Origin of the sequence: Bartonella ancashensis, from assembly GCF_001281405.1 — a bacterium.
Classification (GTDB): Bacteria; Pseudomonadota; Alphaproteobacteria; order Rhizobiales; family Rhizobiaceae; genus Bartonella; species Bartonella ancashensis.
The window spans coordinates 817157-841579 of the sequence record NZ_CP010401.1; the positions used below are offsets into that span (position 1 = coordinate 817157).

General features: G+C 37.7%; 17 protein-coding genes and 1 tRNA gene. 9 read left to right on the forward strand and 9 right to left on the reverse strand.

Going from position 1 to position 24423, the window contains the following annotated elements:
• The first annotated feature begins 11 nt into the window (after positions 1–11).
• Positions 12–917, forward strand: a complete 906-nt coding sequence (locus PU02_RS03660) for a LysR family transcriptional regulator (RefSeq protein WP_053944655.1) — start codon at positions 12–14, stop codon at positions 915–917.
• Between the two features lie 297 nt (positions 918–1214).
• Here PU02_RS03660 and PU02_RS03665 read toward each other — a convergent pair whose 3' ends face one another.
• Entirely contained in the window at positions 1215–2417 is a 1203-nt protein-coding gene (locus PU02_RS03665; protein ID WP_053944117.1) for a pyridoxal phosphate-dependent aminotransferase, read from the reverse strand.
• A 352-nt stretch (positions 2418–2769) separates the two neighbouring features.
• On the reverse strand, positions 2770–2979 hold the full coding sequence (locus PU02_RS03670; protein WP_053944118.1) for a cold-shock protein: 210 nt from the start codon (positions 2977–2979) through the stop codon (positions 2770–2772).
• A gap of 10 nt (positions 2980–2989) precedes the next feature.
• Here PU02_RS03670 and PU02_RS06845 point away from each other — a divergent pair, with 10 nt between their 5' ends.
• Entirely contained in the window at positions 2990–3133 is a 144-nt protein-coding gene (locus PU02_RS06845) for a hypothetical protein (RefSeq protein ID WP_158404020.1), read from the forward strand.
• 92 nt (positions 3134–3225) lie between these two features.
• Here PU02_RS06845 and carB read toward each other — a convergent pair whose 3' ends face one another.
• The gene (gene carB, locus PU02_RS03675) at positions 3226–6720 is read right to left on the reverse strand and encodes a carbamoyl-phosphate synthase large subunit (protein WP_053944119.1); all 3495 of its coding nucleotides are present in this window, start codon (positions 6718–6720) and stop codon (positions 3226–3228) included.
• An 875-nt stretch (positions 6721–7595) separates the two neighbouring features.
• Between carB and PU02_RS03680 the strand changes: the two genes are divergently transcribed.
• A complete protein-coding gene (locus PU02_RS03680) occupies positions 7596–8837 on the forward strand; it encodes an MFS transporter (protein ID WP_053944656.1) in 1242 nt (413 codons plus the stop codon).
• Between the two features lie 118 nt (positions 8838–8955).
• On the opposite strand, the gene carA is transcribed toward PU02_RS03680, so the two are convergent.
• From carA to PU02_RS03695, 3 genes are all read right to left on the reverse strand, one after another.
• The gene (carA, locus tag PU02_RS03685; protein WP_053944120.1) at positions 8956–10155 is read right to left on the reverse strand and encodes a glutamine-hydrolyzing carbamoyl-phosphate synthase small subunit; all 1200 of its coding nucleotides are present in this window, start codon (positions 10153–10155) and stop codon (positions 8956–8958) included.
• 176 nt (positions 10156–10331) lie between these two features.
• Entirely contained in the window at positions 10332–10592 is a 261-nt protein-coding gene (locus tag PU02_RS03690) for a GlsB/YeaQ/YmgE family stress response membrane protein (RefSeq protein ID WP_053944121.1), read from the reverse strand.
• Between the two features lie 798 nt (positions 10593–11390).
• Positions 11391–12602 (reverse strand): mechanosensitive ion channel family protein, encoded by a 1212-nt coding sequence (locus PU02_RS03695; RefSeq protein WP_414947463.1) that lies wholly within the window; start codon positions 12600–12602, stop codon positions 11391–11393.
• Positions 12603–12744: 142 nt separating this feature from the next.
• Here PU02_RS03695 and dnaG point away from each other — a divergent pair, with 142 nt between their 5' ends.
• The 3 genes from dnaG (at position 12745) to PU02_RS03710 (ending at position 17848) form a co-directional block, all read left to right on the forward strand.
• Complete coding sequence (gene dnaG / locus PU02_RS03700; protein ID WP_053944123.1) at positions 12745–14646, forward strand: DNA primase; 1902 nt, start codon at positions 12745–12747, stop codon at positions 14644–14646.
• Positions 14647–14954: 308 nt separating this feature from the next.
• Positions 14955–16958, forward strand: coding sequence for an RNA polymerase sigma factor RpoD (gene rpoD, locus PU02_RS03705; RefSeq protein ID WP_053944124.1), 2004 nt, complete (start codon positions 14955–14957; stop codon positions 16956–16958).
• 428 nt (positions 16959–17386) lie between these two features.
• Positions 17387–17848, forward strand: a complete 462-nt coding sequence (locus PU02_RS03710) for a YcgN family cysteine cluster protein (protein WP_053944125.1) — start codon at positions 17387–17389, stop codon at positions 17846–17848.
• Between the two features lie 36 nt (positions 17849–17884).
• Here the strand turns inward: PU02_RS03710 and PU02_RS03715 are convergent, their stop codons facing one another.
• Positions 17885–18622 (reverse strand): SIMPL domain-containing protein, encoded by a 738-nt coding sequence (locus PU02_RS03715; RefSeq protein ID WP_053944126.1) that lies wholly within the window; start codon positions 18620–18622, stop codon positions 17885–17887.
• A gap of 165 nt (positions 18623–18787) precedes the next feature.
• Here PU02_RS03715 and PU02_RS03720 point away from each other — a divergent pair.
• Positions 18788–18864, forward strand: a tRNA-Ile gene (locus tag PU02_RS03720).
• Between the two features lie 693 nt (positions 18865–19557).
• On the opposite strand, the gene PU02_RS03725 is transcribed toward PU02_RS03720, so the two are convergent.
• Positions 19558–20115 carry a helix-turn-helix domain-containing protein gene (locus tag PU02_RS03725; RefSeq protein ID WP_053944127.1) on the reverse strand — a complete coding sequence of 186 codons (558 nt, stop codon included), beginning with the start codon at positions 20113–20115 and terminating at the stop codon, positions 19558–19560.
• A gap of 333 nt (positions 20116–20448) precedes the next feature.
• Here PU02_RS03725 and PU02_RS03730 point away from each other — a divergent pair, with 333 nt between their 5' ends.
• Positions 20449–21489: a DUF475 domain-containing protein gene (locus tag PU02_RS03730; protein WP_053944128.1), complete on the forward strand. Its 1041-nt coding sequence runs from the start codon at positions 20449–20451 to the stop codon at positions 21487–21489.
• A gap of 64 nt (positions 21490–21553) precedes the next feature.
• Here PU02_RS03730 and pncA read toward each other — a convergent pair whose 3' ends face one another.
• Entirely contained in the window at positions 21554–22162 is a 609-nt protein-coding gene (gene pncA, locus PU02_RS03735) for a bifunctional nicotinamidase/pyrazinamidase (protein ID WP_053944129.1), read from the reverse strand.
• A 517-nt stretch (positions 22163–22679) separates the two neighbouring features.
• On the opposite strand from pncA, the gene ettA reads away from it, so the two are divergent.
• The gene (gene ettA, locus PU02_RS03740) at positions 22680–24329 is read left to right on the forward strand and encodes an energy-dependent translational throttle protein EttA (protein WP_053944130.1); all 1650 of its coding nucleotides are present in this window, start codon (positions 22680–22682) and stop codon (positions 24327–24329) included.
• Positions 24330–24423: the final 94 nt, after the last annotated feature.

Genomic DNA, 24423 nt, shown 5'->3' on the forward strand with positions numbered 1-24423 from the left:
ATGAGATGATCGTGGCTGCACCGCTAGACTGGGATAAATTAAGAGTTTTTCATGCTGCCGCAGAGGCAGGTTCTTTCACGCATGCAGCCCAAAGGCTTCATTTATCTCAATCAGCTATTTCACGACAAGTCTCATCTTTAGAGCAGGATGTCGGTGTTCCTTTATTTCAGCGTCATGCACGTGGTTTGATTTTAACAGAGCAAGGTGAAATTCTCTACCGTACAGCGCATGATGTTTTGATAAAACTTGAAAATGCGCGCTCGTTGTTAAACGAGAATACCGAAAAACCAGCAGGACGGTTACGTGTTACATCGACTTTTGGAATGGGGGCAAAATGGATTGCAGAGTGTCTGCCTGAATTTTTGGCTTTATATCCTAATGTGCAACTTCAGCTGTTACTTGATGATAAAGAACTTGATTTAACGATGCGTTGTGCAGATTGTGCCGTTCGCTTATGTCAACCTCAGCATCCTGATCTTATTCAAAGGAAATTATTTACGGTTCATATGCACGTTTATGCTTCAGAAGGTTATATTGCATGCTATGGGAAACCAGAAAAGTTATCTGAGCTTGATAAGCATCGTATCATTTCATTTGGAGAATTCGTTCCACTTTATCTATCTGGTTTAAATTGGCTAGAAAGGGCTGGGAGAAGTGATGGTTCTTTACGCACTCCAGCATTACAAATTAACAATATCATATCTATTAAAAAGGCACTTATGAATGATCTTGGTATTGCTATTCTTCCCGACTACATCATTAATAATGACGAGAAGGTTGTGCGTCTTTTTCCTGATATGATGGATATACCGTCTTTTGATACTTTCTTTTGTTATCCAGCTTCTTTAAAAAATTCTGCTAAGCTGAACGCTTTCCGAGATTATATTTTTTTAAAAGCGCGTACATGGTCCTTTTGATTCGGTTTGCAGTTTAATGCACAAGTTACTTATCACTTGAAAGGCTAAAATTTTGTGAAGTCATTCGCCACTATGCTGATGTAGAGTGGTTTATGAATATTGAAGATGAGAAGCTATATGCTGGATATGATTAGCGTTTTCATTTTGTAGATCTACAGGGGCTGCCATATTTCCTTGTTACAGGATTCCATATTTCAGATATTTTAAAAATTAACTAAACACATACCCCCACCATTAGCAATGTGGTCATTTATTTTGTTATCAATAAATCACATGCCAGATAGTAGTGTGCAATTCTTACAACAAGCTTGCGCAAAATCTCTGGATACGTAAACAAGCTTCTTGGAGAATTGTCTCTGATGTTGCATAAGAAATGCGGAATGCAGGTCCTAATCCAAAGGCAGATCCGTGCACAACAGCAACAGATTCAGCTTCTAGTAGCTCTGTTACGAAATCCTCATCGTTAGCAATAATTTTTCCTGTAGGCGTCTTTTTGCCAATCAAATTTGCACAAGAAGGATAAACATAAAAGGCTCCTTCAGGTGTTGGACAGCTAAGTCCAGGAGATTGATTAAGCATAGATACAACAAGATCACGACGTTTTTGAAAAATATTTTTATTTTTGGTAATAAAATCTTGCGGACCATTAAGTGCTTCAACAGCTGCCCATTGTGAAATGGAACTCGTTCCAGATGTTTGTTGACCTTGGATTATGTCCATGGCTTTGATCAATTCCTGGGGACCACCTGCATAACCGATTCTCCATCCGGTCATCGCATAAGCTTTCGAAACACCATTCATTGTTAGGGTACGATCGTAAAGTTTTTGTTCTACTTGAGCAGGCGTAACAAAAGTGAAGCCTTCATACGTTAAGTGTTCATATATATCGTCTGCAAGGATGTAAATATGGGGGTATTTAATTAGAACATCTGTCAATTTTTTTAGTTCATCATGTGTGTATGTAGCACCCGATGGATTGGAAGGAGAATTGAAAATAAACCATTTGGTTCTTGGGGTAATTGCTGCTTCTAGATCTTGAGGTTGCAATTTATAAGAAAATTCAGCTTTACTTTCTACAAAGATAGGGGTGCCTTCGTTTATAATTACCATTTCAGGATAACTAACCCAATAAGGTGATGGGATGATGACCTCATCACCTTTATTAAGAGTTGCCATCAATGCATTGAAGAGAACCTGTTTACCACCAGTTCCAACAATAATTTGTTCTGGCTTGTAATCTAAATCATTTTCTCGTTTAAATTTTGCAGAAATCGCTTGGCGTAATTCTGGTATACCAGATATGGGAGTGTATTTTGTTTCACCACGTCGAATAGCTTCAACTGCAGCATTTTTTACATTATCAGGTGTGTCAAAATCAGGTTCTCCGGCGCTTAATGATAAGATATCACGTCCTAAAGATTTCAAATTACGTGCCTTCTGAGCAACGGCAATAGTTGCAGAGGGTTTAATAAGGGAGAGTCTATGGGCAATAAAAGCCATTGTTTATTCCTTACGCTATTGACAAAGAGGCCGAACATAAGAAGCAGTTGAAGCCATTCATAGGAAATTTATGTCGTAAATTATAGAAAACTGCAAGAAAACTCTTAAAAAATTTTATTTTTTGGCAGAAAGTATTATAGGATTGTTTTCCAAAGTTTTTAGAAATGGCATAACGTGTAAAATTAAAAGGATTGTACCAGCTAAGTAAATTTGAAATGATTTTTTTTAGCGTACTACAATACATGCTACATATGGAATTTGTAAAAACTGTTTTTAGAGTTTCTTACGTTTATAAAAAGCAAAAAAACCTCACCTGTACAGGTAAGGTTTTAAAAGGCAAGTCGATAAAATCTTAAAGTGCTGCGAGATTTCCAGCAGAAAATTTACCGGAATGGTGATCTTTAAGTACATCGTAAGAAATCTTTTGACCTTCGTTAAGACTATTCAAGCCAGAGCGTTCAACAGCAGAAATATGCACAAAAACATCTGCGCTACCATCATTAGGCTGGATAAACCCAAAACCTTTTGTTGCATTGAACCATTTGACTATTCCTGTAGACATAGGAAACTCCTTGTATATTATTTACCGTACGTTGAAGCCAGAAGCCATCAACAAAATTATAGATCGAAATCAGGCGGGAGAAGTTTTGTCAGAAGTGCATGTCGCACAGGAAAAAAAGTCGCATAACCGAAAGTCCGATATGGGAGGACTATAGAAAATTTTGAAACAAAAAGCAAGCACAATAGATCTTGTTTTTTCTATAGAGAAGGTTCTGAAATAGAAAAAAATTTCTCATCTTGTTGTAAATTAGGAATATTTATTAAAATAACTTTGCAGTGAACGAACTTCAAGACTGCTTTTAGCCAATACCTTGATGGCTTGAGCAGCGGATTCAGCTCCAGCGATTGTTGTATAATAGGGCACTTTTTGCATCAAGGCTGCATGGCGTAGTGACTTGGAATCTGAAATAGTACTGGCAGTATTTGTTGTGTTAAAAATCAATTGAATTTTGCGGTTGCGAATGGCATCCTCAATATGAGGATGGCCTTCTAGTACCTTATTGATTTTTTCGACTTTAATATCATACTTAGAGAGGAATTTCTGTGTTCCACTCGTTGCCAGGATAGAAAATCCAAGCTCTGCTAAAAGCTTTATAGGTTTTAAAATACGTTCTTTATCTTCATCTCTTACAGAAACAAAAATCGTACCCTGTCGTGGAAGTTCAATGCCAGCCCCAAGTTGGGCTTTAGCAAAGGCTAGTGCAAATTCATGATCGAGGCCCATAACTTCGCCTGTTGAGCGCATTTCTGGACCGAGGAGTGTATCTACACCTGGAAAACGTGCAAAAGGAAAGACAGCTTCCTTAACAGCAATATGTGGTTTTTGAGGTATTGATGGTAATCCACCATAAGCGTTGAGTGCACTGGAAAGGCTTTCTCCTGCCATGATGCGTGCAGCAATTTTAGCGATTGGTCGACCAATTGCTTTCGCAATAAATGGGACAGTACGGGATGCACGAGGATTAACTTCTAAGACATAAATTGTGCCATCTTTGATAGCATATTGTACATTCATTAGGCCTCCAATGTGGAGAGCTTGCGCTAAAGCCTTTGTTTTATTTTCTAACTCAGTAACCAATTTGGGTGGAATTGTACGTACTGGTAAGGAGCATGCTGAATCACCAGAGTGTATGCCTGCTTCCTCAATATGTTCCATGATACCGACAACGAGTGTTTCTTTGCCATCGGAAAGACAGTCAACGTCAACTTCGATGGCTTCCGTTAAATAGGTATCAAATAATAGTGGGTTCTTACTGAGCAGAGCATTGGTTTGTTTTGTTTTGTCGTTAGAATAACAGGACTTAACCTCTTCTGGTACCAATTCACGTATTACTTCGAACAAATAGTTTTGCAAGCTTCGTTCATCACGGATAATTTGCATTGCACGTCCACCCAAAACATAAGAAGGGCGTACTATTAACGGAAATCCTAATTCACGAGCGATGAGTTGTGCTTGTTTAATGGAATAGGCAATACCATTTTGGGGTTGTTTTAAATTGAGTTCGCGCAGCAATTTTTGGAAACGATCTCTATCTTCTGCTAAGTCGATAGCATCAGGTGAGGTTCCTAAAATGGGGATATTATTTTTTTCCAGAGCACTCGCTAATTTCAGAGGTGTTTGTCCACCAAACTGAACAATAACACCAACCAATTCTCCTTTTTCCTGTTCCGTTTTCAGGATGGCTAGAACATTTTCTGTTGTTAATGGTTCGAAATAAAGGCGATCAGATGTATCATAATCTGTTGATACAGTTTCAGGATTGCAGTTAATCATGATGGCTTCAAATCCTGCGTCGCGCAGGGCAAAAGCAGCATGGCAGCAACAGTAGTCAAATTCAATTCCTTGACCGATCCGGTTGGGCCCTCCACCTAAAATAGCAATTTTTTTGCGTTCGGATACGTGCGCTTCTGAATATTCTGTGCCAGCTAAGGGAGTTTCGTAAGTTGAATACATATAAGCTGTCGGTGAAGAAAATTCAGCCGCACAGGTGTCAATGCGTTTGAAAGTATGTTTAACGTTAAGGGTTTGTCGCAAGGCTGCAATATCATTTGGTTTTTGTTTTGTTAGGCTAGCTAAACGCTCATCTGAAAAACCCATAGCTTTTAACATGCGTAAATTATGGGTGTCTTGAGGGATACCATGAGTCCGGATACGCTGCTCCATCTCAACAATAGATGCTATCTGTTCTAAAAACCACGGGTCAATTTTGCTTATTTGGTGAATTTCATTGAGAGATAGACCCATTCGCATTGCTTGGGCTACATAGCGCAGACGATCAGGGCTTGGAATCGCAATTGCTGATCGTATAGAATTTTTTTCATCACCTTCTGCATGTTCAGGAAGGGAAATTTCATCAAGACCCGTGAGGCCTGTTTCAAGTCCGCACAGTGCTTTTTGCAAAGATTCTTGAAAGGTACGGCCAATAGCCATCACTTCTCCTACAGATTTCATTGCTGTAGTTAAGATGGGGGATGAGCCAGGAAATTTTTCAAAAGCAAAACGAGGAATTTTTGTTACAACATAATCAATGGAAGGTTCAAACGATGCTGGTGTTGTACCTCCTGTAATATCATTTGTTAACTCATCAAGTGTGTAACCAACGGCTAATTTAGCTGCTATTTTGGCAATGGGAAAACCTGTTGCCTTTGAAGCTAGCGCTGAAGAACGAGAAACGCGCGGATTCATTTCAATAACAACAAGACGGCCATTTTCAGGATTCACGGCAAATTGTACGTTAGCTCCACCAGTTTCAACACCAATTTCACGGAGAACAGAAATTGAGGCATTGCGCATTACTTGGTATTCTTTATCCGTTAAAGTAAGGGCAGGAGCAACGGTAATGGAATCACCGGTGTGAACACCCATAGGGTCAATGTTTTCAATAGAGCATACGATGATACAGTTGTCCTTCTTATCGCGAACAACTTCCATCTCATATTCCTTCCACCCCAACACACTTTCTTCGATCAAAACTTCTGTTGTTGGTGAAGCTTCAAGACCTTGCTCAATAATTTCATAAAATTCAGATCTGTTATACGCGATACCTCCGCCTGTTCCTCCCAATGTAAATGAGGGACGAATGATGGCTGGGAGCCCCACGACATCAAGAACTTGAACCGCCTTTGCTATAGCATATGCAACGTAATGCTGTTTACGGTTTGGTTCTGCACGATGCCAATCATCATCAAGCTCTTTCAGTGCTTTCTCAAGAGCATCACCAGAAAGTTCAGCTTTCAATTTGTCTCGTTTTTGCTCGTAAAGATGTTGTTCTTTTTCTTTAAGTTCAACGGCATTAGCAAGCATAGAACGCGGTGTTTCTAGGCCTATTTTTGCCATTGCTTGACGAAACAAAGCACGGTCTTCAGCTTTATCAATAGCGTGAGCATGAGCACCGATCATTTCAACATTGTAGCGGTCTAAAATCCCCATATTTTTTAAAGATAAAACCGTGTTAAGTGCTGTTTGTCCTCCCATAGTTGGTAAGAGAGCATCAGGGCGTTCATAAGCAATGATTTTCGCGATTATTTCTGGAGTAATAGGTTCAATATAAGTTGCATCAGCTAAATCTGGATCAGTCATAATCGTTGCAGGATTAGAGTTGACCAAAATGATTCGATAACCTTCCTCCTTTAAAGCTTTACAGGCTTGTGTACCGGAGTAATCAAATTCACATGCTTGACCAATGATAATAGGTCCTGCCCCGATGATAAGAATAGATTTTATATCTGTGCGTTTCGGCATGACATGTTCCCATCACAAACATTTTTACGCAAGTTTTGCGAGTAGCATATTAAAATTTTTAGGCTCAGATTAGCTTATAATTTAATAGATGAAGAAAGTAAGCCATAAAATGCTTTTTTATGCAAATGTTGAAGGATAATTTTATTCATTTTAAATTTGTTGCACACCTAGAATGCGAGAGTGTATTTTTAAAGTGAAGAAAAGTAATTTTAAAAAAGTTTGAATGATCGAGTAGTGTAAAGGTTATTTTAGTTAGTTAAATAAACTGCTGTCGATAAATAATACGGTTTTATGGAGTAGAAAGAAGGGGTATTCGAAGATGATTATAAAAAATTCTCTTAAAGGTGGAGTTCAAAATAAAAAGATTTTATAGGTCTCTCAATATATTGATGTTCATAAAACGTACTCAAATCAATCAACTTTGCTAGTGTCTATAGCAGGAGCGCTTGTGTTATCAGCATCAATCGTTTTGGGTATTTATTATTTTCGTCGTTTAATCACGTGTACTTAGTGAATGTTTTTACTAGTTTGTGATTGTTATTTGTCCAGTTGCAAACTGTAATTCTGAATTTTGATGCAACCATGTGTTGGCTCGTTGCATATTCATGAAATTAGACCGTTTCATAAATTGTGATATTTCAAATTAAGAGATTGCACAGAATTATGGGTGATATAATTATCATAAAATTTTGCAAGCTATCAGTCTATGTGCAGGGACAGTATGTTGAGCTTGATAAGCTACGTTCTTTCTAAAGCGATAATTTGTGGTATTGCTTTCAGTTTGCATTTTGCTATGGTCTTATGTTGAGAGGGAGGCATCTATCATGTAGCCATTCTCAATGATTATTGAGGTTTGCAAGAAATTGGGAAGAGCTATGAAAGATCAAAAAGTTAATCCAAGATTTGCTCGTCATGGGCTTATATTAGTTTTTATCATTTTGTTACTTGATATAATTGGTATTGCAATCATTAGTCCTATCTTACCAAGTTATCTTAGTCAGTTGACAGGGGAAGATATTGCTAAAGCTTCTGTTCGCGGAGGAGGGCTACTAGCGGTGTACTCTGTGATGCAATTTTTATTTGCTCCATTCATTGGTAGCCTTTCTGATCGCTATGGTCGTCGTCCTATTTTGCTTATTTCTATTATTAGCTTTTCTATTGATAATTTTATATGCGCTATCGCGTGGAGTTATTCTGTTTTATTTGTTGGGCGTTTATTATCTGGAATAAGTGGTGCAAGTTTTGCGGTTTGTTCAGCCTATTTAGCAGACATTTCAGATGAAAAAACTCGTACGCGGAATTTTGGTTTAATTGGTATGGCGTTTGGGTTAGGATTTGTTTTAGGATCTCTTATTGGTGGTTTTTTAGGTCAATTTGGACCACGTGTCCCGTTTTACTGTGCTGCTGGCTTTTCATCCATTAATTTTATATTTGCATGGGTTATGTTGCCAGAAACTCTTTCTGTACAAAATAGACGCCGATTTGAGATCAAGCGTGCTAACCCTGTGGGAGCACTTTTACAACTTAGAAAGTATCCCACAGTTTTTTGGATTTTACTGGTCTTCTTCCTGTATTGGCTTGCAGAATCTGTATGGCCGAGTGCTTGGGCATTTGTTGCTATAGAACGCTACAACTGGAGTGCATTCTCTATTGGGATTTCTTACAGTGTTTTTGGAATAGGGCAGGTTGTTGTGATAGGTCTTTTCTTGCCGTATCTTTCCAAACATTGGAGCGATTGGCGCATTTCTTTGGTAGGCTTTTCTTTTGCATTAATGGGTATGCTTGGCTACACTTTTGCAACTCAAGGATGGATGGTTTATGCTGTTTTTTCCTGCACGGTGTTTGAATATCTTGTGCATGCCCCTATGCGCTCTATCGCTTCTGCACAAGTCCCGGTAAATGCGCAAGGAGAGTTACAGGGAGCAATGACATCTGTAACTTCATTGAGTGCAGTAATCGGCCCTGTTTTTTACACACTTCTTTTTGAACAATTTACTCACGAAAATACGCCATTTTATTTTTCTGGCGCGCCTTTTGCAGGTAGCTTCTGTGTGTTACTTTTGGCCATTTTGATTTTCGTTTTACGGGTAAAACCATCTATTAAAGTTGGTAGCTAAAGATAATCCGTAAAATAATAGAAGACTCAAATAAAGAGTTCTGTGCATGGAAGAAATAGCAAGAAATCAGCACACAAAAACCCGATGAGGGTAGAATGGTCAAGATATCATAGGGTTGTTAATTTGGAGCTTGTTTTTTAGAACTAACAATTAAATCACGGAAATGCTGAAATAAATAATGGCTATCTTGTGGCCCAGGAGACGCTTCGGGGTGATATTGTACAGAAAAAACCGGTTTCCCAACGATTTGAATACCACAGTTCGAGCCATCGAAGAGCGAAATATGTGTTTCTTCTACATGTTGAGGCAGTGATGCAGAATCTACAGCAAATCCATGATTCATGGATACAATTTCTACTTTCCCAGTGATAAAGTTTTTGACGGGATGGTTCGCACCATGGTGTCCCTGGTGCATTTTTATGGTCTTAGCTCCAACCGCTAAGGCAAGAAGTTGATGACCAAGGCATATACCCAAAATAGGTATATTAGAACTAATAAGCGTTTTTATAGTTGGGACAGCATATTCAGCTGTGGCAGCCGGATCTCCAGGACCATTAGAAAGAAAGACGCCATCAGGATTCATCATCAAAATTTCTTCTGCACTTGTATGAGCCGGTACAACAGTTACACGTGCGCCTTGTGCGGCTATGAGACGAAGAATATTACGCTTAATTCCATAATCAACAGCAATAATGTGAAACTTAAATTCGCTATTAGTGCTGTAGCCTTTGTTCCAGGTCCACGGTTTCTCATTCCATTCTGTAGACTTCTTCGACGTTACCTCTGTTGCGAGATCAAGGCCAGTAAGACCTGACCATTTGCATGCACGCTCTTTCAGAGAGTTGATATCAAAATTTCCATCAGGGTCATGAGCGATAACGGCATTTTGTAATCCTCTTTCACGGATAAGGATAGTTAGTGCACGTGTATCAATACCACAAAGTGCAATGATTTTACGCTTTTTAAGCCATTGATTTAAACTTTCATTGGCACGATAATTGGAGGGTTTAGTATGCGTTTTGAAAATAGCCCCGACAGCACCATAATAGTGAAGAGGTACGAGATCTTCAATATCTTCATCATTGGTTCCCACATTACCTATGTGGGGAAAAGTGAAGTTAACGATCTGTCCAGCATATGATGGATCCGTTAGGATCTCTTCGTAGCCTGTAATGGCAGTATTAAAACACACCTCAGCTTCTACAATGCCAGGAGCGCCTGCACCATCTCCTTCAATGACTGTCCCATCTGCAAGAACCAAAACCGCTGTGGGTTTCTTTATACTCCAAGGGTTAAAAGATGAAGTGATTTGTGCCATAGTACGTACTCACAATTTACGCCATAAAAAACCGCAACCATAACAGATGTTGTGTACCATTATCACAATGTTTGCTTAAGGGTGGAAGTATAAGTACATTCCATCAAGAGGTAAAGGTTTATTTTGTAATTAACGAGATATGTATTTTCTATATCAGCAGAATTTTATGAACTGAGTCAGTGTTTCTTTGATCGGATTTTTCGGCCAATCCATATGAGAGCACAGGCTCCTACAAAACCAAAAACAAGATAGCTAATCCAGCCAGAAATTCTTATACCCAGAAGGCCAAAAAAGAAATTGGATAATGTAGCTCCGACTATGCCTAAGATGATGTTGAGCAACATTCCGGTCTTACTTTTCATGTAATATTGTGCAGCCCAGCCAGCTAAGCCACCAATAAGAATAGCTGAGATCCATCCGATATTTACGTGTTCCATTATAAATTTCCTCCATATCATTGAAATTTTTGTTTTGGTTGGGATAGATTTTATGAGGTTAAAATTTCCATTGATCACTAATAGATGGATCATACAGATTAATGGTATATTGTTTTGTGTATTTCAGCTATGTTTTTTTGTAATGTAGGCTTACAATTAGAGGTTCGAGATTGAATTTTTTGTTAAAGTGAAACTCACGAGCAATGATTTTGCAGTGAATCCCCTTCTTTTAGTAGCAGGACGGATCATAGAGGTTAGAATAGGATTTTTTTAAAGGTTACGTATGGTACAAAAAACTAGAGTTCTTCTGTTTTTAGGTAATTTTCTTTAATGTAAATATTTAAAGTGTTTCAAAATTATGGAGCTGATTTTTTTATACTAGAAGATACGAAATATGAGCATGACATGAAACGAAAACATTCAAGGTAATATGTCTAGCAGTTAAAACAATAGCATAAAAGTAGTGAAGTAGATTGTTTTAGACTGCGTTATTAGTGACTGAAGGAACATAGGCCTAAATAAGGGACAATAAAAGAACAGACAAAAAGTGTGATTGTTGTAGAACTTCATGAAGCCATCACGTATAAGCAATTTAAAGATTATGGCAAATGATGGATTGGACACAACATAGTATAATTCAGCACTTAAGTGCTTCACCATAAGTGCACTTAATTCTGAGTATGAACCAAAGAAGCACCTACAAGAGGGAAGAACACCAGCGGATTATTCATAATTGCTTATTTCTCGCTCAAAATGTGCTTTAATTTGAAAAACTTATATAATAGATCTTCGTTGAGTTTATTTTTTTTCATAGGGATGAATAAAGTTATAACTGCTTGGATTCTGAAAAACCCTTAGACCAAAATCAGGGAGAATAGAGTAAAGGTGATCAAAGATATCAGACTGAATTCTTTCATATTCTAGCCAGACAGTTGTGTTAGTAAAACAATAAATCTCTAAAGGTAAACCGTTTGGTGTTGGGGATAATTGCCTCGTTATGAGGATCATATCTTTTTGAATATTGGGGTTTGCCCTCAAATAGGACAAAATATATGCACGAAAAGTCCCTATATTCGTTAAGCGGCGAGTATTAGCTAGTACGTTATGATTTTTTCCTAATTGAGAATTCCATTTACTTATTTCGGGTAATTTTTGCGCAAAATAGCTTTTTAATAGACTGAACTGTGCAAGATATTCTTGTTCGTCTATTGTGTGAAAGCGAATACTTAATTGGTCAATAAATAAAGATCGTTTAATGCGCCTTCCTCCTGACTCTTGCATACCACGCCAATTTTTAAAAGGGTCAGTAACCAATTTTCGAATGGGAACTGTAGTGATTGTTTTATCAAAGTTTTGCACTTTAACTGTATGTAGTGCAATTTCGATAACATCACCATCTGCACCAAGGTTAGGAATTTCGATCCAATCACCAACACGCACCATGTCGGTAAATGAAATTTGAATACCTGCAATAAGAGAAAGGAGTGTATCCTGAAAAATTAATAACAGAACGGCTGCCATCGCGCCAAGACCGGAGAAAAGAATGAGAGGGGACCGATCTATCAATGTTGATAACATCAAGATGACAGCAATAACAAAAAGCACAATCTTTGCAATTTGAATATAACTTTTTATTGGTTTTAGGCGTGCTGCTGGTTTTTGTTCGTAAAGAATATTAATAACACTGAGAAAAGAAGAAATTATTAAGACAACAAGGAAAATGATGAAGGCATTAGACACATTCTTGATAATGGTTGTGAATATGCGGGGTAAAGTTGGTATAAAGTCAATACAAGTTGAAAAGATAAGGGCTGCAATTATATTTGCCATATTTTTAATAGCAAATTCGATATCAACAGCTATTTTTGGGGGCAGAAATTCAGAAAGTTTTTTTGCTCCGTGATTTAGCAGAGTACGCGCTAAAAGTTTGGTACAAAACGCTACAAGGGTGAGTATAGTGAAAAAACCAACCGTTTTAAGTAGTGAGTATTGAGTAGAAAGTTCAGTTATTTTTTCTATCGTCATTTGTAGATCCTGCCTATAATACAATCTATGATAGAGAATTTAGTGAATGTTTGAAAGAGATCATTGGACTTAATATTCCAAAGTAGTTAAATATGCAGAAGAGAATTTTAAAACTCTGTGAGAGATAATGCGTTTTTTGCCTAGTTTCCTTAACGAGATTCGCGCCAAATTACCAATTTCAACGATCATTGGCCAAAGGGTGACATTCGATCCCCAAAAAAGCAAGCCTTCACGAGGGGATTTTTGGTGTTGCTGCCCATTTCACAGTGAAAAAACACCAAGTTTCCATTGTGATGACCGACAAGGATATTATTATTGTTTTGGTTGTGGTGTAAAGGGTGATATTTTTAATTTTCTTTGTGAGCTTGATGGATTACAGTTTTCCGAAGCTGTAAAGTATTTAGCTAACTTAGCAGGTATGAAACTTCCTGCGCTTGATCCACAAAGTTATAAACGCGAGATGCAGAAGAAAAATCTGTACAGCGTTATGGCGATAGCAACGGATTTTTTTCAATATAGTTTACGAGGTAGGGAAGGGGAACAGGCACGCCTTTATCTTAATGAGCGTGGTGTCACATCAGAACTTATAGAACGGTTTCGAATCGGTTTTGCACCAGCAAGGCGCACAGCTTTAAAGGAAGCTTTGAGTGCGCGCGGTATTTCAGTCAAAAATATGGAAGATTGCGGCCTCCTTGTATCAGGAGAAGGTATTGGCGTTCCTTATGATCGATTCAGAAACCGTATTATATTTCCTATTGATGATTTACAAGGACGTGTTGTAGCGTTTGGGGGAAGATCGTTAGATCAGGATACACAGGTAAAGTATCTGAATAGTTCAGAAACAGCACTTTTCCATAAAGGAGATATGCTATACAACGCTTCTTTTTTTCGTCGAAATTTTACGAAGGAAAAAAAGAAAGATCATCCTGTCCTTGTTGTTGAAGGTTATATGGACGTTATCGCCTTAACAAAGGCAGGTTTTGAAAAAGTAGTTGCTTCTTTGGGAACAGCACTTACAGATGCACAAATAACACTTTTATGGAAAATAGAACCTAATCCAGTTTTATGCTTTGATGGAGATGATGCGGGTTTAAGGGCTGCCTTCCGTGTTGTAGATCGTATATTATCTCTTCTAAAGGTGGGTTTTTCTGTGCGCTTTGTCATACTACCGCAGGGAAAAGATCCTGATGAAATTGTTCGTGCTGGTGGAGGGGATAATTTTGATTCTTATATACAAAAATCAATTTCTTTGATTGAATTTTTATGGCTACGTGCTACTTATGGGAAGAGCTTTGGAGCACCGGAAGCGCGAGCGGCACTAGAAAAAAACTTAAACAAGAAATTTTTTACAATTAAGGATGAAGCTCTACGTCGCTATTATTTGCAGGATATAAAAAAACGACTTTTTGATTTTTTTCATTCTGATTTTTTGAAAAGAAAAAATGGAAGTGGATATGATCGTAAATCTGAAAATGGTGTATCTGTAGGTAAGACTTTTTCTACTTTAGAAAATTCAGATATGGTGCGAAATTTTCCGCAATCCATTCCCTTGCGTGAGGCCGTTATCTTACTCACTTTAGCTCATTATCCTGACCTTTGGCATGAAAATTTTGAAATTCTTTCTGAATTAGAGTTAAAAAATTCTAGAGTGATGAGTTTTCACCAGTCTATGTTAGAAATTTTAGGAAATAAGCATATCCATGTTAATGGGGAAATGGTTATACTTTTAGAGAAGAAAGGACATAAGGCCATTTTAGAGCACATGAAAAATCTTGTGCATCGTATCGGTATGCGTGCTTTTTTCACAAGTGCTCCTATAGAAGATGCACGTTCTGTGTTAAAACAGGCGCTTTACTTGCATCTTCAAGAACACAACCTACATAAGAGGCTACAAGATATTGAAGAACAGTTTATGAATAATCCAAGCAGTGAGGTTTTTAATTTACTGCGTGAAGTAAAGATTGAATTAGAAAAAACACAGGCAACAGAAGCCTTAATTGAGGGGTTTGGGCGTTGGTTGGATAAATGAAGTAGATAAAGTTGGATCAACAGGATAAAATGATTCGCGTTTTTAACGCGAATCAGTCACCAACAGCGTGTTGTAGAGTGGCGGTTGAATTTTAGGAAAAGCGGGAAATTGGTTTTGCTGTATGCTGTGAATTATCTCAGGAAAGCTGAGAGCTATCAGGAGAATTTTTGTTTTCCATATGAAATAGGGATGTACAGAGATAATGAGAGTTTGCTTTAAAGGCATTGGATATTGTTGAGATTCTTAAGTGAGAGTATAAAAGAGCTGATCACTTGAATTATTATAGTGATCAAGTCGGAGTTAACGGCATGGCAACAAAGGTTAGACAGAAAGTTAATACAGAAGCAGTGGATGAGAAGAATTCGGACAGTCCTCCTCTTGATTTTTCTGATGATGCTATCAAGAAAATGGTGAAGCTTGCTCAAAGAAACGGTTATATCACAATGGATGAGCTAAACGCAGTTCTTCCTTCGGATTCTGTTACATCTGAGCAAATTGAAGATATATTGACCATGTTTTCTGAAATGGGAGTCAGTGTTGTTGATGATGAAGATGATATTGAATCTGAGCACTGTGAGGGGGAGATTACTGCAGAAGGGGGGAGTTTAGTAGAATCTGCTGGTCGTGAAGTTGCAACAATATCTAAACGGGAAGTAGCGGATAGAACGGATGATCCGGTGCGAATGTATCTGCGTGAGATGGGTGCTGTTGAACTTCTTTCACGTGAAGGGGAGATTGCCATTGCTAAACGCATTGAAGCAGGACGTGAAACGATGATTGCAGGACTTTGTGAAAGTCCTTTAACGTTTCAAGCTTTAGTTATTTGGCGTGAAGAACTGAAAGAGCAACGTATTCTTCTTCGTGAAATTATTGATCTTGAAATAACATATGCGGGACCAGAAGCTAAGCAAGCTCCCGTTATTGAGCGAGAGCGAATAGATAAAATAAAGGAAGAGATATCATCTTCTGCTCCACATGATAGGGACGGTATTGCAGGAGATGTAGGTGCTGAAGATGATGAGGACGATGAGGTTAATTTATCGTTCGCAGCAATGGAAAGTGAGTTGTGTCCTCAAGTAATGGAAACTTTGGATTTCATTGCGGAAACCTATGTGAAATTGAGGAAATTGCAAGATCAACATGTTGAGAATAGTTTAGCTGACCATAATGATGGGGCTCTTTCGTCTGCTCAAAAAAAGAAATCTGTTCAGTTGAAGGCGGATTTGGTTCAGGCGGTGAAGTCTCTTTCTTTGAATCAGAATCGTATAGAATCTTTGGTTGAGCAGCTTTATAGTATCAATAAGAGGCTTGTTCATAACGAAGGTAAACTAAAACGGATTGCCAGTAATTACGGGATTGGGCATGATAGTTTTTTGAAAGAGTATCAAGGGCGTGAGTTAGATTCAGATTGGATCGATTATATTTCTGCTTTGCCAGAAAATGGTTGGAAGGAGTTTGCACTACGTGAAGCTGAAATGATTCATGATTTGCGTAGCGAAATACAAAATCTTGCACAGGAAACAGCTATTTCTATAGGAGAATTTCGTCGGATTGTTATGCAAGTGCAAAAGGGTGAGCGTGAAGCAACGATTGCCAAGAAAGAAATGGTAGAGGCTAATTTACGCCTTGTGATTTCAATTGCAAAAAAATACACTAGCCGTGGTTTGCAGTTCCTTGATCTTATTCAAGAGGGCAACATCGGTTTAATGAAGGCCGTTGATAAATTTGAATATCGACGTGGCTACAAGTTTTCGACTTATGCTACCTGGTGGATTCGTCAGGCGATTACACGTTCAATTGCCGATCAAGCGCGTACTATTCGTATTCCTGTTCATATGATTGAGACCATTAATAAGATCGTTCGCACATCACGTCAAATTTTACATGAGATTGGGCGTGAGCCTACACCAGAGGAATTGTCAAGCAAGCTTTCGATGCCTTTGGAGAAAGTGCAGAAAGTTTTAAAAATTGCAAAAGAGCCGATTTCTCTCGAAACTCCTGTTGGAGATGAAGACGATTCTCATTTAGGTGATTTTATCGAAGATAGGAATGTGCTACTACCGATTGATGCGGCTATTCAGGCTAATTTACGTGACACAACAACACGTGTTCTTTCTTCGTTAACACCACGTGAAGAACGCGTTTTACGAATGCGTTTTGGTATTGGAATGAATACTGATCATACATTAGAGGAAGTTGGTCAGCAATTTTCAGTAACACGTGAACGTATTCGCCAAATTGAGGCAAAAGCACTTCGTAAATTGAAACATCCTAGTCGTTCGCGTAAATTGCGGAGCTTCCTTGATTCCTGATAAAATAGCATTTTTTGGGGGGCGTGTGTTTAAAAAAGTGCAGGAAAGTTGCAGTTTGTCAGTTAAAATAATTTGTAAAAAATACTTTGGAATTTATGTTCTACCAAAAGGAGAAAAAGTGGTAACTTTAAGAGAGTTATAACAATACGAAATATTATATATTTCGAGTAATTGTGTAATTTTTAACATAAATGTTTGTACAAAAAATACCCTATAAATGTAGATCATTGACTTATTTTTTGCAGTAAATGTTTCGAATTGTTCGTTTATTGTATTACTTTGGTAATCATTGATGCATATGATTTTCTGAAAAAAATCTTCAAAAAGATTGCTAAGAAGTGGATATTATCAAGGTAGATAGCTGGATGATATATGAGTCATTTTTTCGCCGTTTTGTTTAATTGTTTTTTAAAGAGTAGGCTTGTTTTATGAATACAATACTTCCCTTTTGGAAAACTAAAACATTAGAAGAAATGTCCATTTTGGAATGGGAGAGTCTATGTGATGGGTGTGGTCTGTGTTGTTTGCATAAAATAGAAGATGAGGATAGTGGCATTATTTATGAAACTGGTGTTGCGTGTCGCCTTTTAGATAAGGAAACCTGCAGATGTAAGGATTACGTTCACCGTAAATCAGTAGTCCAAAATTGTATAGTTTTGGATATTACGATGGTAAAAGAAGCGTGTTGGTTGCCAAAAACTTGTGCTTACAGGCTTATTTATGAAGGTAAAGATCTTCAGTGGTGGCATCCATTAGTATCAGGGAGTATCCAAACAGTTCACGAAGCACAATCGTCCGCGTGTAAAAAAATTGAGATTTATGAAGATGAGTTATTATCTGAAAGTGACTATGTCAATTATCTCACTGGCCCTCTATATGAGGGCCAATAATCAGGCTATTTTGTAAAGAGAGGTATTATATATCGTCTAATCAATAGAAAATGTCATTGTAACGCTGACGTAATAGTTTAATTCTCCTCCTGAAAAATTTGTATCAGCATCATAACTTGTTGTTTGAGCCCTGCTTATGAGACGTGGCATGGGGTTTTGTCCATTATCATTTTCATAGATCTCAATTATTTTTCCTAATTTTACATTAGCTTCTTGTGCTAAAATTTTTGCTTTTTCAATGGCTTCAGTAACAGCTTTTTTGCGTGCTTCTTTGTAAAATGGTTTAGAGTCAGAATTAGTAAAAGTGATACCATCAACAGAATTAACACCAAGTGCCATTGTTTGATCAAATATTTTTCCAGCCTTGGAAAGGTCACGGATGCGTACCGTCAAGGAATTTGAAACTTGGTAAAGATTTTCGCTGTCCTTTTGTTCTCGGTATTTTTCAGGGTTTATTTGATAAATGGATAAATTTGATGTTTGTAAATCATTTTCTGGAATGCCACTTTCTTTTAGAGTACCAATAACATTATTCATAGATGTGTTGTTGGTTGCCAATGCCTTTTGAGCAGTTTTGTCATATGTGACTACAGCTAAGTTGATAATTGCCATATCTGGTGTGGCTTTGCTTTCACCTGTTGCAGTTACAACGATAATTGAATTGTTCATTGAGCTGTTTTGCGCTTGTGCCACAAGAGAAGTTATAGGAAGAGCTAAAGTTATTAGAAGAATTGTTTTTAGCCAGTAGGTATGTACGGTATGGAAAGTTATCATGTCAGTTCCTCTAGTTGTATCCTTATTTTTTCATTTTCGAAGGTAGTTATTATAAAGTAAGAAAGGTGAAAATGAATTTTTCAAAAAGTTTTAAAAAAGATAAATTATAGTTTATTCAAGATCTTGTGCTGTAAAGCATTTTAGTTTAGAGAGAAGGTGTCTGTGGGGCCTGTAGCTCAATTGGTTAGAGCCAGCGGCTCATAACCGCTTGGTTGGGGGTTCGAGTCCCTCCGGGCCCACCAGTCATCGTCCTCTTCATAGGCCATATTGTCTTCAGAAAGAATTTTTCAAGTATATAGGGCTATTTTTAGGTTGTGGTACTGTTATTGGGCAGTGTCGTTGGGGTTTTGTAGAACAGATATCTCTATCTCTATTGTGAAGACGTTTTGGTCTGTAATTCGTGTAGGGTATTTTCGTCATTTTTTCTTTATGTAAGTTTTTTTAGTATTTTGTGTTGTATAAGGGTTCAGATTGTACATTTTTACGATACTTGTTACTTTATATAAAATTTGGCAATGCTGATTCGGTGAGTGTTTTTAGATTACGATTTTTATAAAAGATAGTGATAGGATCATATTGAATAAGCTATTGGATATTTTCCGGAGGCATTCATTGTATTTCCATAGTTTGAGAGTATGTGTATCAAGCTTAGATTTAACTTAGCCTTAGGTGTATGTAGAGAATAGCATCATCGATGATGTATCATTAAATTGCGACTATTTCTCAAAAGCGATAACGCATTTGCAGTAGGTAAAGAGCTGATAATATTCAGTTATTTGAAATGAACGGCCATGCATTTTCGTACAAAATGTCTGGACATTCTGCTCTAAGATTGAACCCAAAAAATATCATATTCCTCTATTATGATGCGCACCGCACGGGCTACCCTTGTATCCAAATTTGTCACAACTTAAGCTTATTCTTTAAAGGAAGTGTCACTGATTGGCAACAGCTTCTCTGTACGATACACTTCGAATGAGGAGATCAATGAACAAACTGAGAGTATAAGAGCTTGTCATATTCGCTTTTATATTAAGCAGGGAAACAGCAGTCTTTGGATTGAGACCTCCTGAAGTGTCTTGAGTTAAAAAGTGTTGCTGTAGCTTTTTATAAGAATCATCCACGCTTTCTTTGAGTGTATCCGCTTTTTTGCGGAGTACATCAGCGTAATCTCTATCTTTTAGAGTATCTTCAATGATTTCAATTTTTTTAATAAAATAATTCCAATCAAATTCACCTTTGGTGTATTCAGTATCAAACATCTTCCCTTGACCTGTTAAAAGCCAATTAATATTGACCCCATACAATGTCCTATATGCCTGCAATACACTAAGATTGGGCTCTCTTTCTCCACGCTCATAAAAAGCAATAGAGTTCTTTGTCATATTAAAATTCTTTGCTAGTGTTTCGCGTGATGGATCGCCTAAAGCAAGACGAACATAACGCAAACGCTTTCCAAATACGGTTTTTGCTTCAGTTTCAGGACGTGCCACGAGTTGTCTCCCTCAGTAAATCATCATGGTGTGAGCTTTACGCTGACAAAACCACATAACATATTAATATCTCATTACCTAATGTCAATATTGATGGTTTTTAGTTATTTTATTTTTCAAATAATTAATAATTACCGGAGTAGTCTCTAGTTTTTGAAAATTTAGCTCTGGAAAAAATGTGTGATTAGTAAGTGTAAACTCACTAGCATTATTCTTATTTTAGATTTTTAAAAAAACTTCTATATGATTTTTGCGTATGCTATCCTTAGCCGCGATGTATGTAGATCATCGATTCGGAAAAGAAATCGTGGGTATGAATTTTGAGGGAAAATAATGGCCCTGTTAAGTTATTTTAGGTGGGCATTTTTTTCCACAGTCGTTGGTATCTTTCTGGGTGGATTCATTGGTTGGGTAGAGACGGGGAATGTTTCCGGGATCCTGAGGTATTTTTTCATCTGCTGCACTTTAGGAGTTTTAGAAATTTCTTTGTCTTTTGATAACTCTATTATCAATGCGCGTGTTCTTGCAAAGATGAATGAATTGTGGTCTCGCCGCTTTTTGACATGGGGTATTGTAATAGCTGTATTTGGTATGCGGATTATTTTTCCACTATTGATTGTTGCCTTTTCCGCCTGGATTAGTCCAGTTGCAGCAGTGAAATTGGCTATATGGGAACCCAATCGCTATGCTGAAGTTTTAAAAAATTCTCATACGGAGATTGCGGCGTTTGGTGGAACGTTTCTTATGATGGTCAGTTTAAAATACTTTTTTGATCCCACAAAGAAAGTTCATTGGTTAATTTTTGTAGAAAAGCCTGTACAGAAACTTGGTTCACTCGCGGGATTTGACGTTGCTGTTGTTTTGATTTTGATGCTTTTTATTTTAAGTCAGGTTTATATCGAAAATCAATTAACGGTTTTACTATCTATGCTTTATGGGCTTTTAACATTCCTAGCCGTTGGAGTAGTTGGTTCTGTTTTGGACTCCCAAGAAACTACTTTAGCCACAGTTGCCAGAGGTGGTGCAGGTTCGTTCCTTTATTTAGAAGTTTTGGATGCGAGCTTTTCTTTTGATGGAGTTGTTGGTGCTTTTGCTTTTTCGCACAATCTTTTCATTATTGCCATTGGTCTTGGTATTGGTGCATTCTATGTTCGTTCTATGACGATTATGTTGGTTGAAACAGGGGTGTTGTTACATTATCGCTATTTAGAACACGGTGCTTTTTATGCAATTTTGGTGCTTGCCATTATCATGTATGTACAAATTATTATGCCGGTACCTGAATTATTCACGGGACTCATAGGGGTGTGTATCATTGGGATGGCATTTTATTCTTCTCTTCGTTTTACTAGCCATCATTCAAAGGGGCATTGACATCACTTCATAGATGAAATAGTGCGAAACTTTTTTAAGTTATTGTGGTGATTGCAGAAAAAATTTAATAGACCATTAGAAGTTCTACACCTGCTTCATGCATAGCTTTGAGCATTGCATTAAGTGATCCGTTAACATCGATGCCAGCACAAGCATTTAGCACAACGTTTACTTGGAAGCCGCACTGTATAGCGTGAAGTGCAGAAAAACCTACGCAGAAATCTGTCGCTAAGCCACACATTACCAATTTTGTAAAGCCGTGTTCTTTAAGGTAATTCTGCAGGCCTGTTGGTGTTTTTTGATCATTTTCAAAAAAGGCAGAATAGCTATCAATTTTTTTATTATAACCTTTCCGCAGGACAAGTTGCGCCTTATCAACCGCGATAGATTCGTGAAATTTTGCTCCGTGAGTTCCTTGTACACAGTGATCAGGCCAGAGTATTTGTGGTCCATAATCGAGGTTGATTATATCATGAGGTGATTTTTGGGGATAAGAAGAGGCAAAGCTGTGATGACCTTCCGGATGCCAATCTTGAGTTAAGATAATATGGTTAAAGCGATTCATAAGGTCATTTATGGTAGGTAAAATAATATCACCCTGCATTATTGATAAAGCTCCGCCGGGTAAGAAGTCATTTTGAACATCGATAACAATTAAGGCTTTTTTTTCCATGAACTTAACTTTTGCTTGTCGTTCGGTTGTTGTACTTTAAAAGAGGACTTTCCTTCATTTCAAGGCGGTAGAATAGCTTCGACAGCGTTCATGCCATGCTTACACTATTTTAATGATAATGAAATCAAAAAGGGAAAAATAGGTGAATTTATTCGTAGTAATTGTGTGTTGGTGTCTAATTTATAAAAGGGGTTAAGAAATGAAGTCCTGAGGAATGAATAAGGATTGTTTGTAGCTTTATACTGTATCAATAAAAGTGGATACATTTTGCATTTATGGTTTAAGAAATTGTGTTCAATATTCATGTTTAGTACAGTATTAAGTATGTTTTTATGTCGTAAAGTATTTTTTATATTTGCAATAACAGAAAAACTTGTGAGATTGAGTAAAATATATCAGTATGATGCAAATCTGTTAGAGTGTATAACTACCTTTGTTATAAGATTCAAGATCGCTCTAAGCAGTATCCTTAGAGGTTTAAGCATCAATTATTTGTATAATTGTCAAAGGGAAGTTTATGGCACGTCAATTTATTTATAATATGGATGGGATTAATAAGGCTTATGGTAATAAAAAGATTTTAGAGAATATCCATCTTTCTTTTTATCCAGATGCAAAAATTGGTATTTTAGGGCCAAATGGTGCTGGTAAATCAACTATTTTGCGCATTATGGCTGGGTTAGATAAGGAGTACACAGGGGAAGCGTGGCTTGCGGACGGAGCTCGTTGTGGGTATCTTCCACAAGAGCCTGTTCTTGATGAAAATAAAGATGTGTATGGCAATGTGATGGAAGGCGTTGCAGATAAGCAGGCAATTTTAGATCGTTACAACGAACTAATGATGAATTACAGTGATGAAATAGCTGATGAAAGCGCTAAGCTTCAGGATATTATTGATAGCCAGAATCTCTGGGATTTAGAAAGCCAGGTTAAGATGGCTATGGCAGCTCTTTGTTGTCCACCAGCGGATGCAGACGTAACGAAATTGTCAGGTGGTGAGAGGAGGCGTGTTGCTCTTTGTAAATTACTTTTGTCAAAGCCTGATTTATTGCTTTTGGATGAACCAACAAACCATTTAGATGCCGTAACTACGGCTTGGCTTGAAAGACATTTACGTGAATATGCAGGAGCAGTTCTTTTGATTACACATGATCGTTATTTTCTCGATAATGTAACGGGTTGGATTTTGGAGTTGGATCGTGGTAGAGGCATTCCTTACGAAGGTAATTATTCTGCCTATTTAGAGGCTAAAGCTAAGCGTGTAGCACAAGAAGGTCGAGAAGAGGCTGCCCGTCAGCGTGCGTTGTCACGTGAGAAGGAATGGATAGCTTCTAGTCCAAAAGCACGTCAGGCAAAGTCAAAAGCTCGTATTAAAGCTTATGATGAGTTGATCCGAATTGCGCATGAACGTCGTCCCGGTGAGGCACAAATTATCATTCCTGTTAGTGAAAGATTGGGGCAGGTTGTTATTGAGATTGACCAATTATCAAAGGCGTATGGCGATCGTGTTTTGATTAACTCCCTTTCTTTCAAACTTCCTGCAGGTGGAATTGTTGGAGTTATTGGTGCCAACGGTGTAGGAAAGTCTACTTTATTCAAAATGCTGACGGGGCAGGAGAAGCCAGATTCTGGAAGCATACGCGTTGGGGAAACTGTTCAGATGAGTTATGTTGATCAGGGGCGCGATACTTTAGAAGGATCGAAGACTGTTTGGGAAGAAATTTCTGGTGGAAATGATATCATTAAACTGGGAAAATATGAGATGAATAGCCGAGCTTATTGTGGAGCTTTTAACTTTAAAGGATCAGATCAGCAGCAAAAAGTAGCTAATTTGTCTGGAGGGCAACGCAATCGTGTTCATTTGGCTAAGCTTTTAAAAGAGGGAGGAAATGTTCTTCTTCTTGACGAACCAACAAATGACCTTGATACAGAAACACTAGGTGCGTTAGAAGATGCATTAGAAAATTTTGCTGGTTGTGCTGTTATTATTTCGCATGACCGTATGTTTCTTGATCGATTAGCAACACATATTTTGGCTTTTGAGGGTAATGGTCATGTTGAATGGTTTGAAGGTAATTTTGCTGAATATGAAGCTGATAAGATTCGTCGCCTTGGTCCAGATGCACTCAGTTTAAAGCATGTAAATTATAAGCCACTTTCACGTTAATTAGTTTATTAAGGATATTAGTCCAGTTTTGGCGTATTAATTGATTTTTATGGTATTTAGCTTTTAAAAGGCAGGCTCTATCCCGTATTTTATC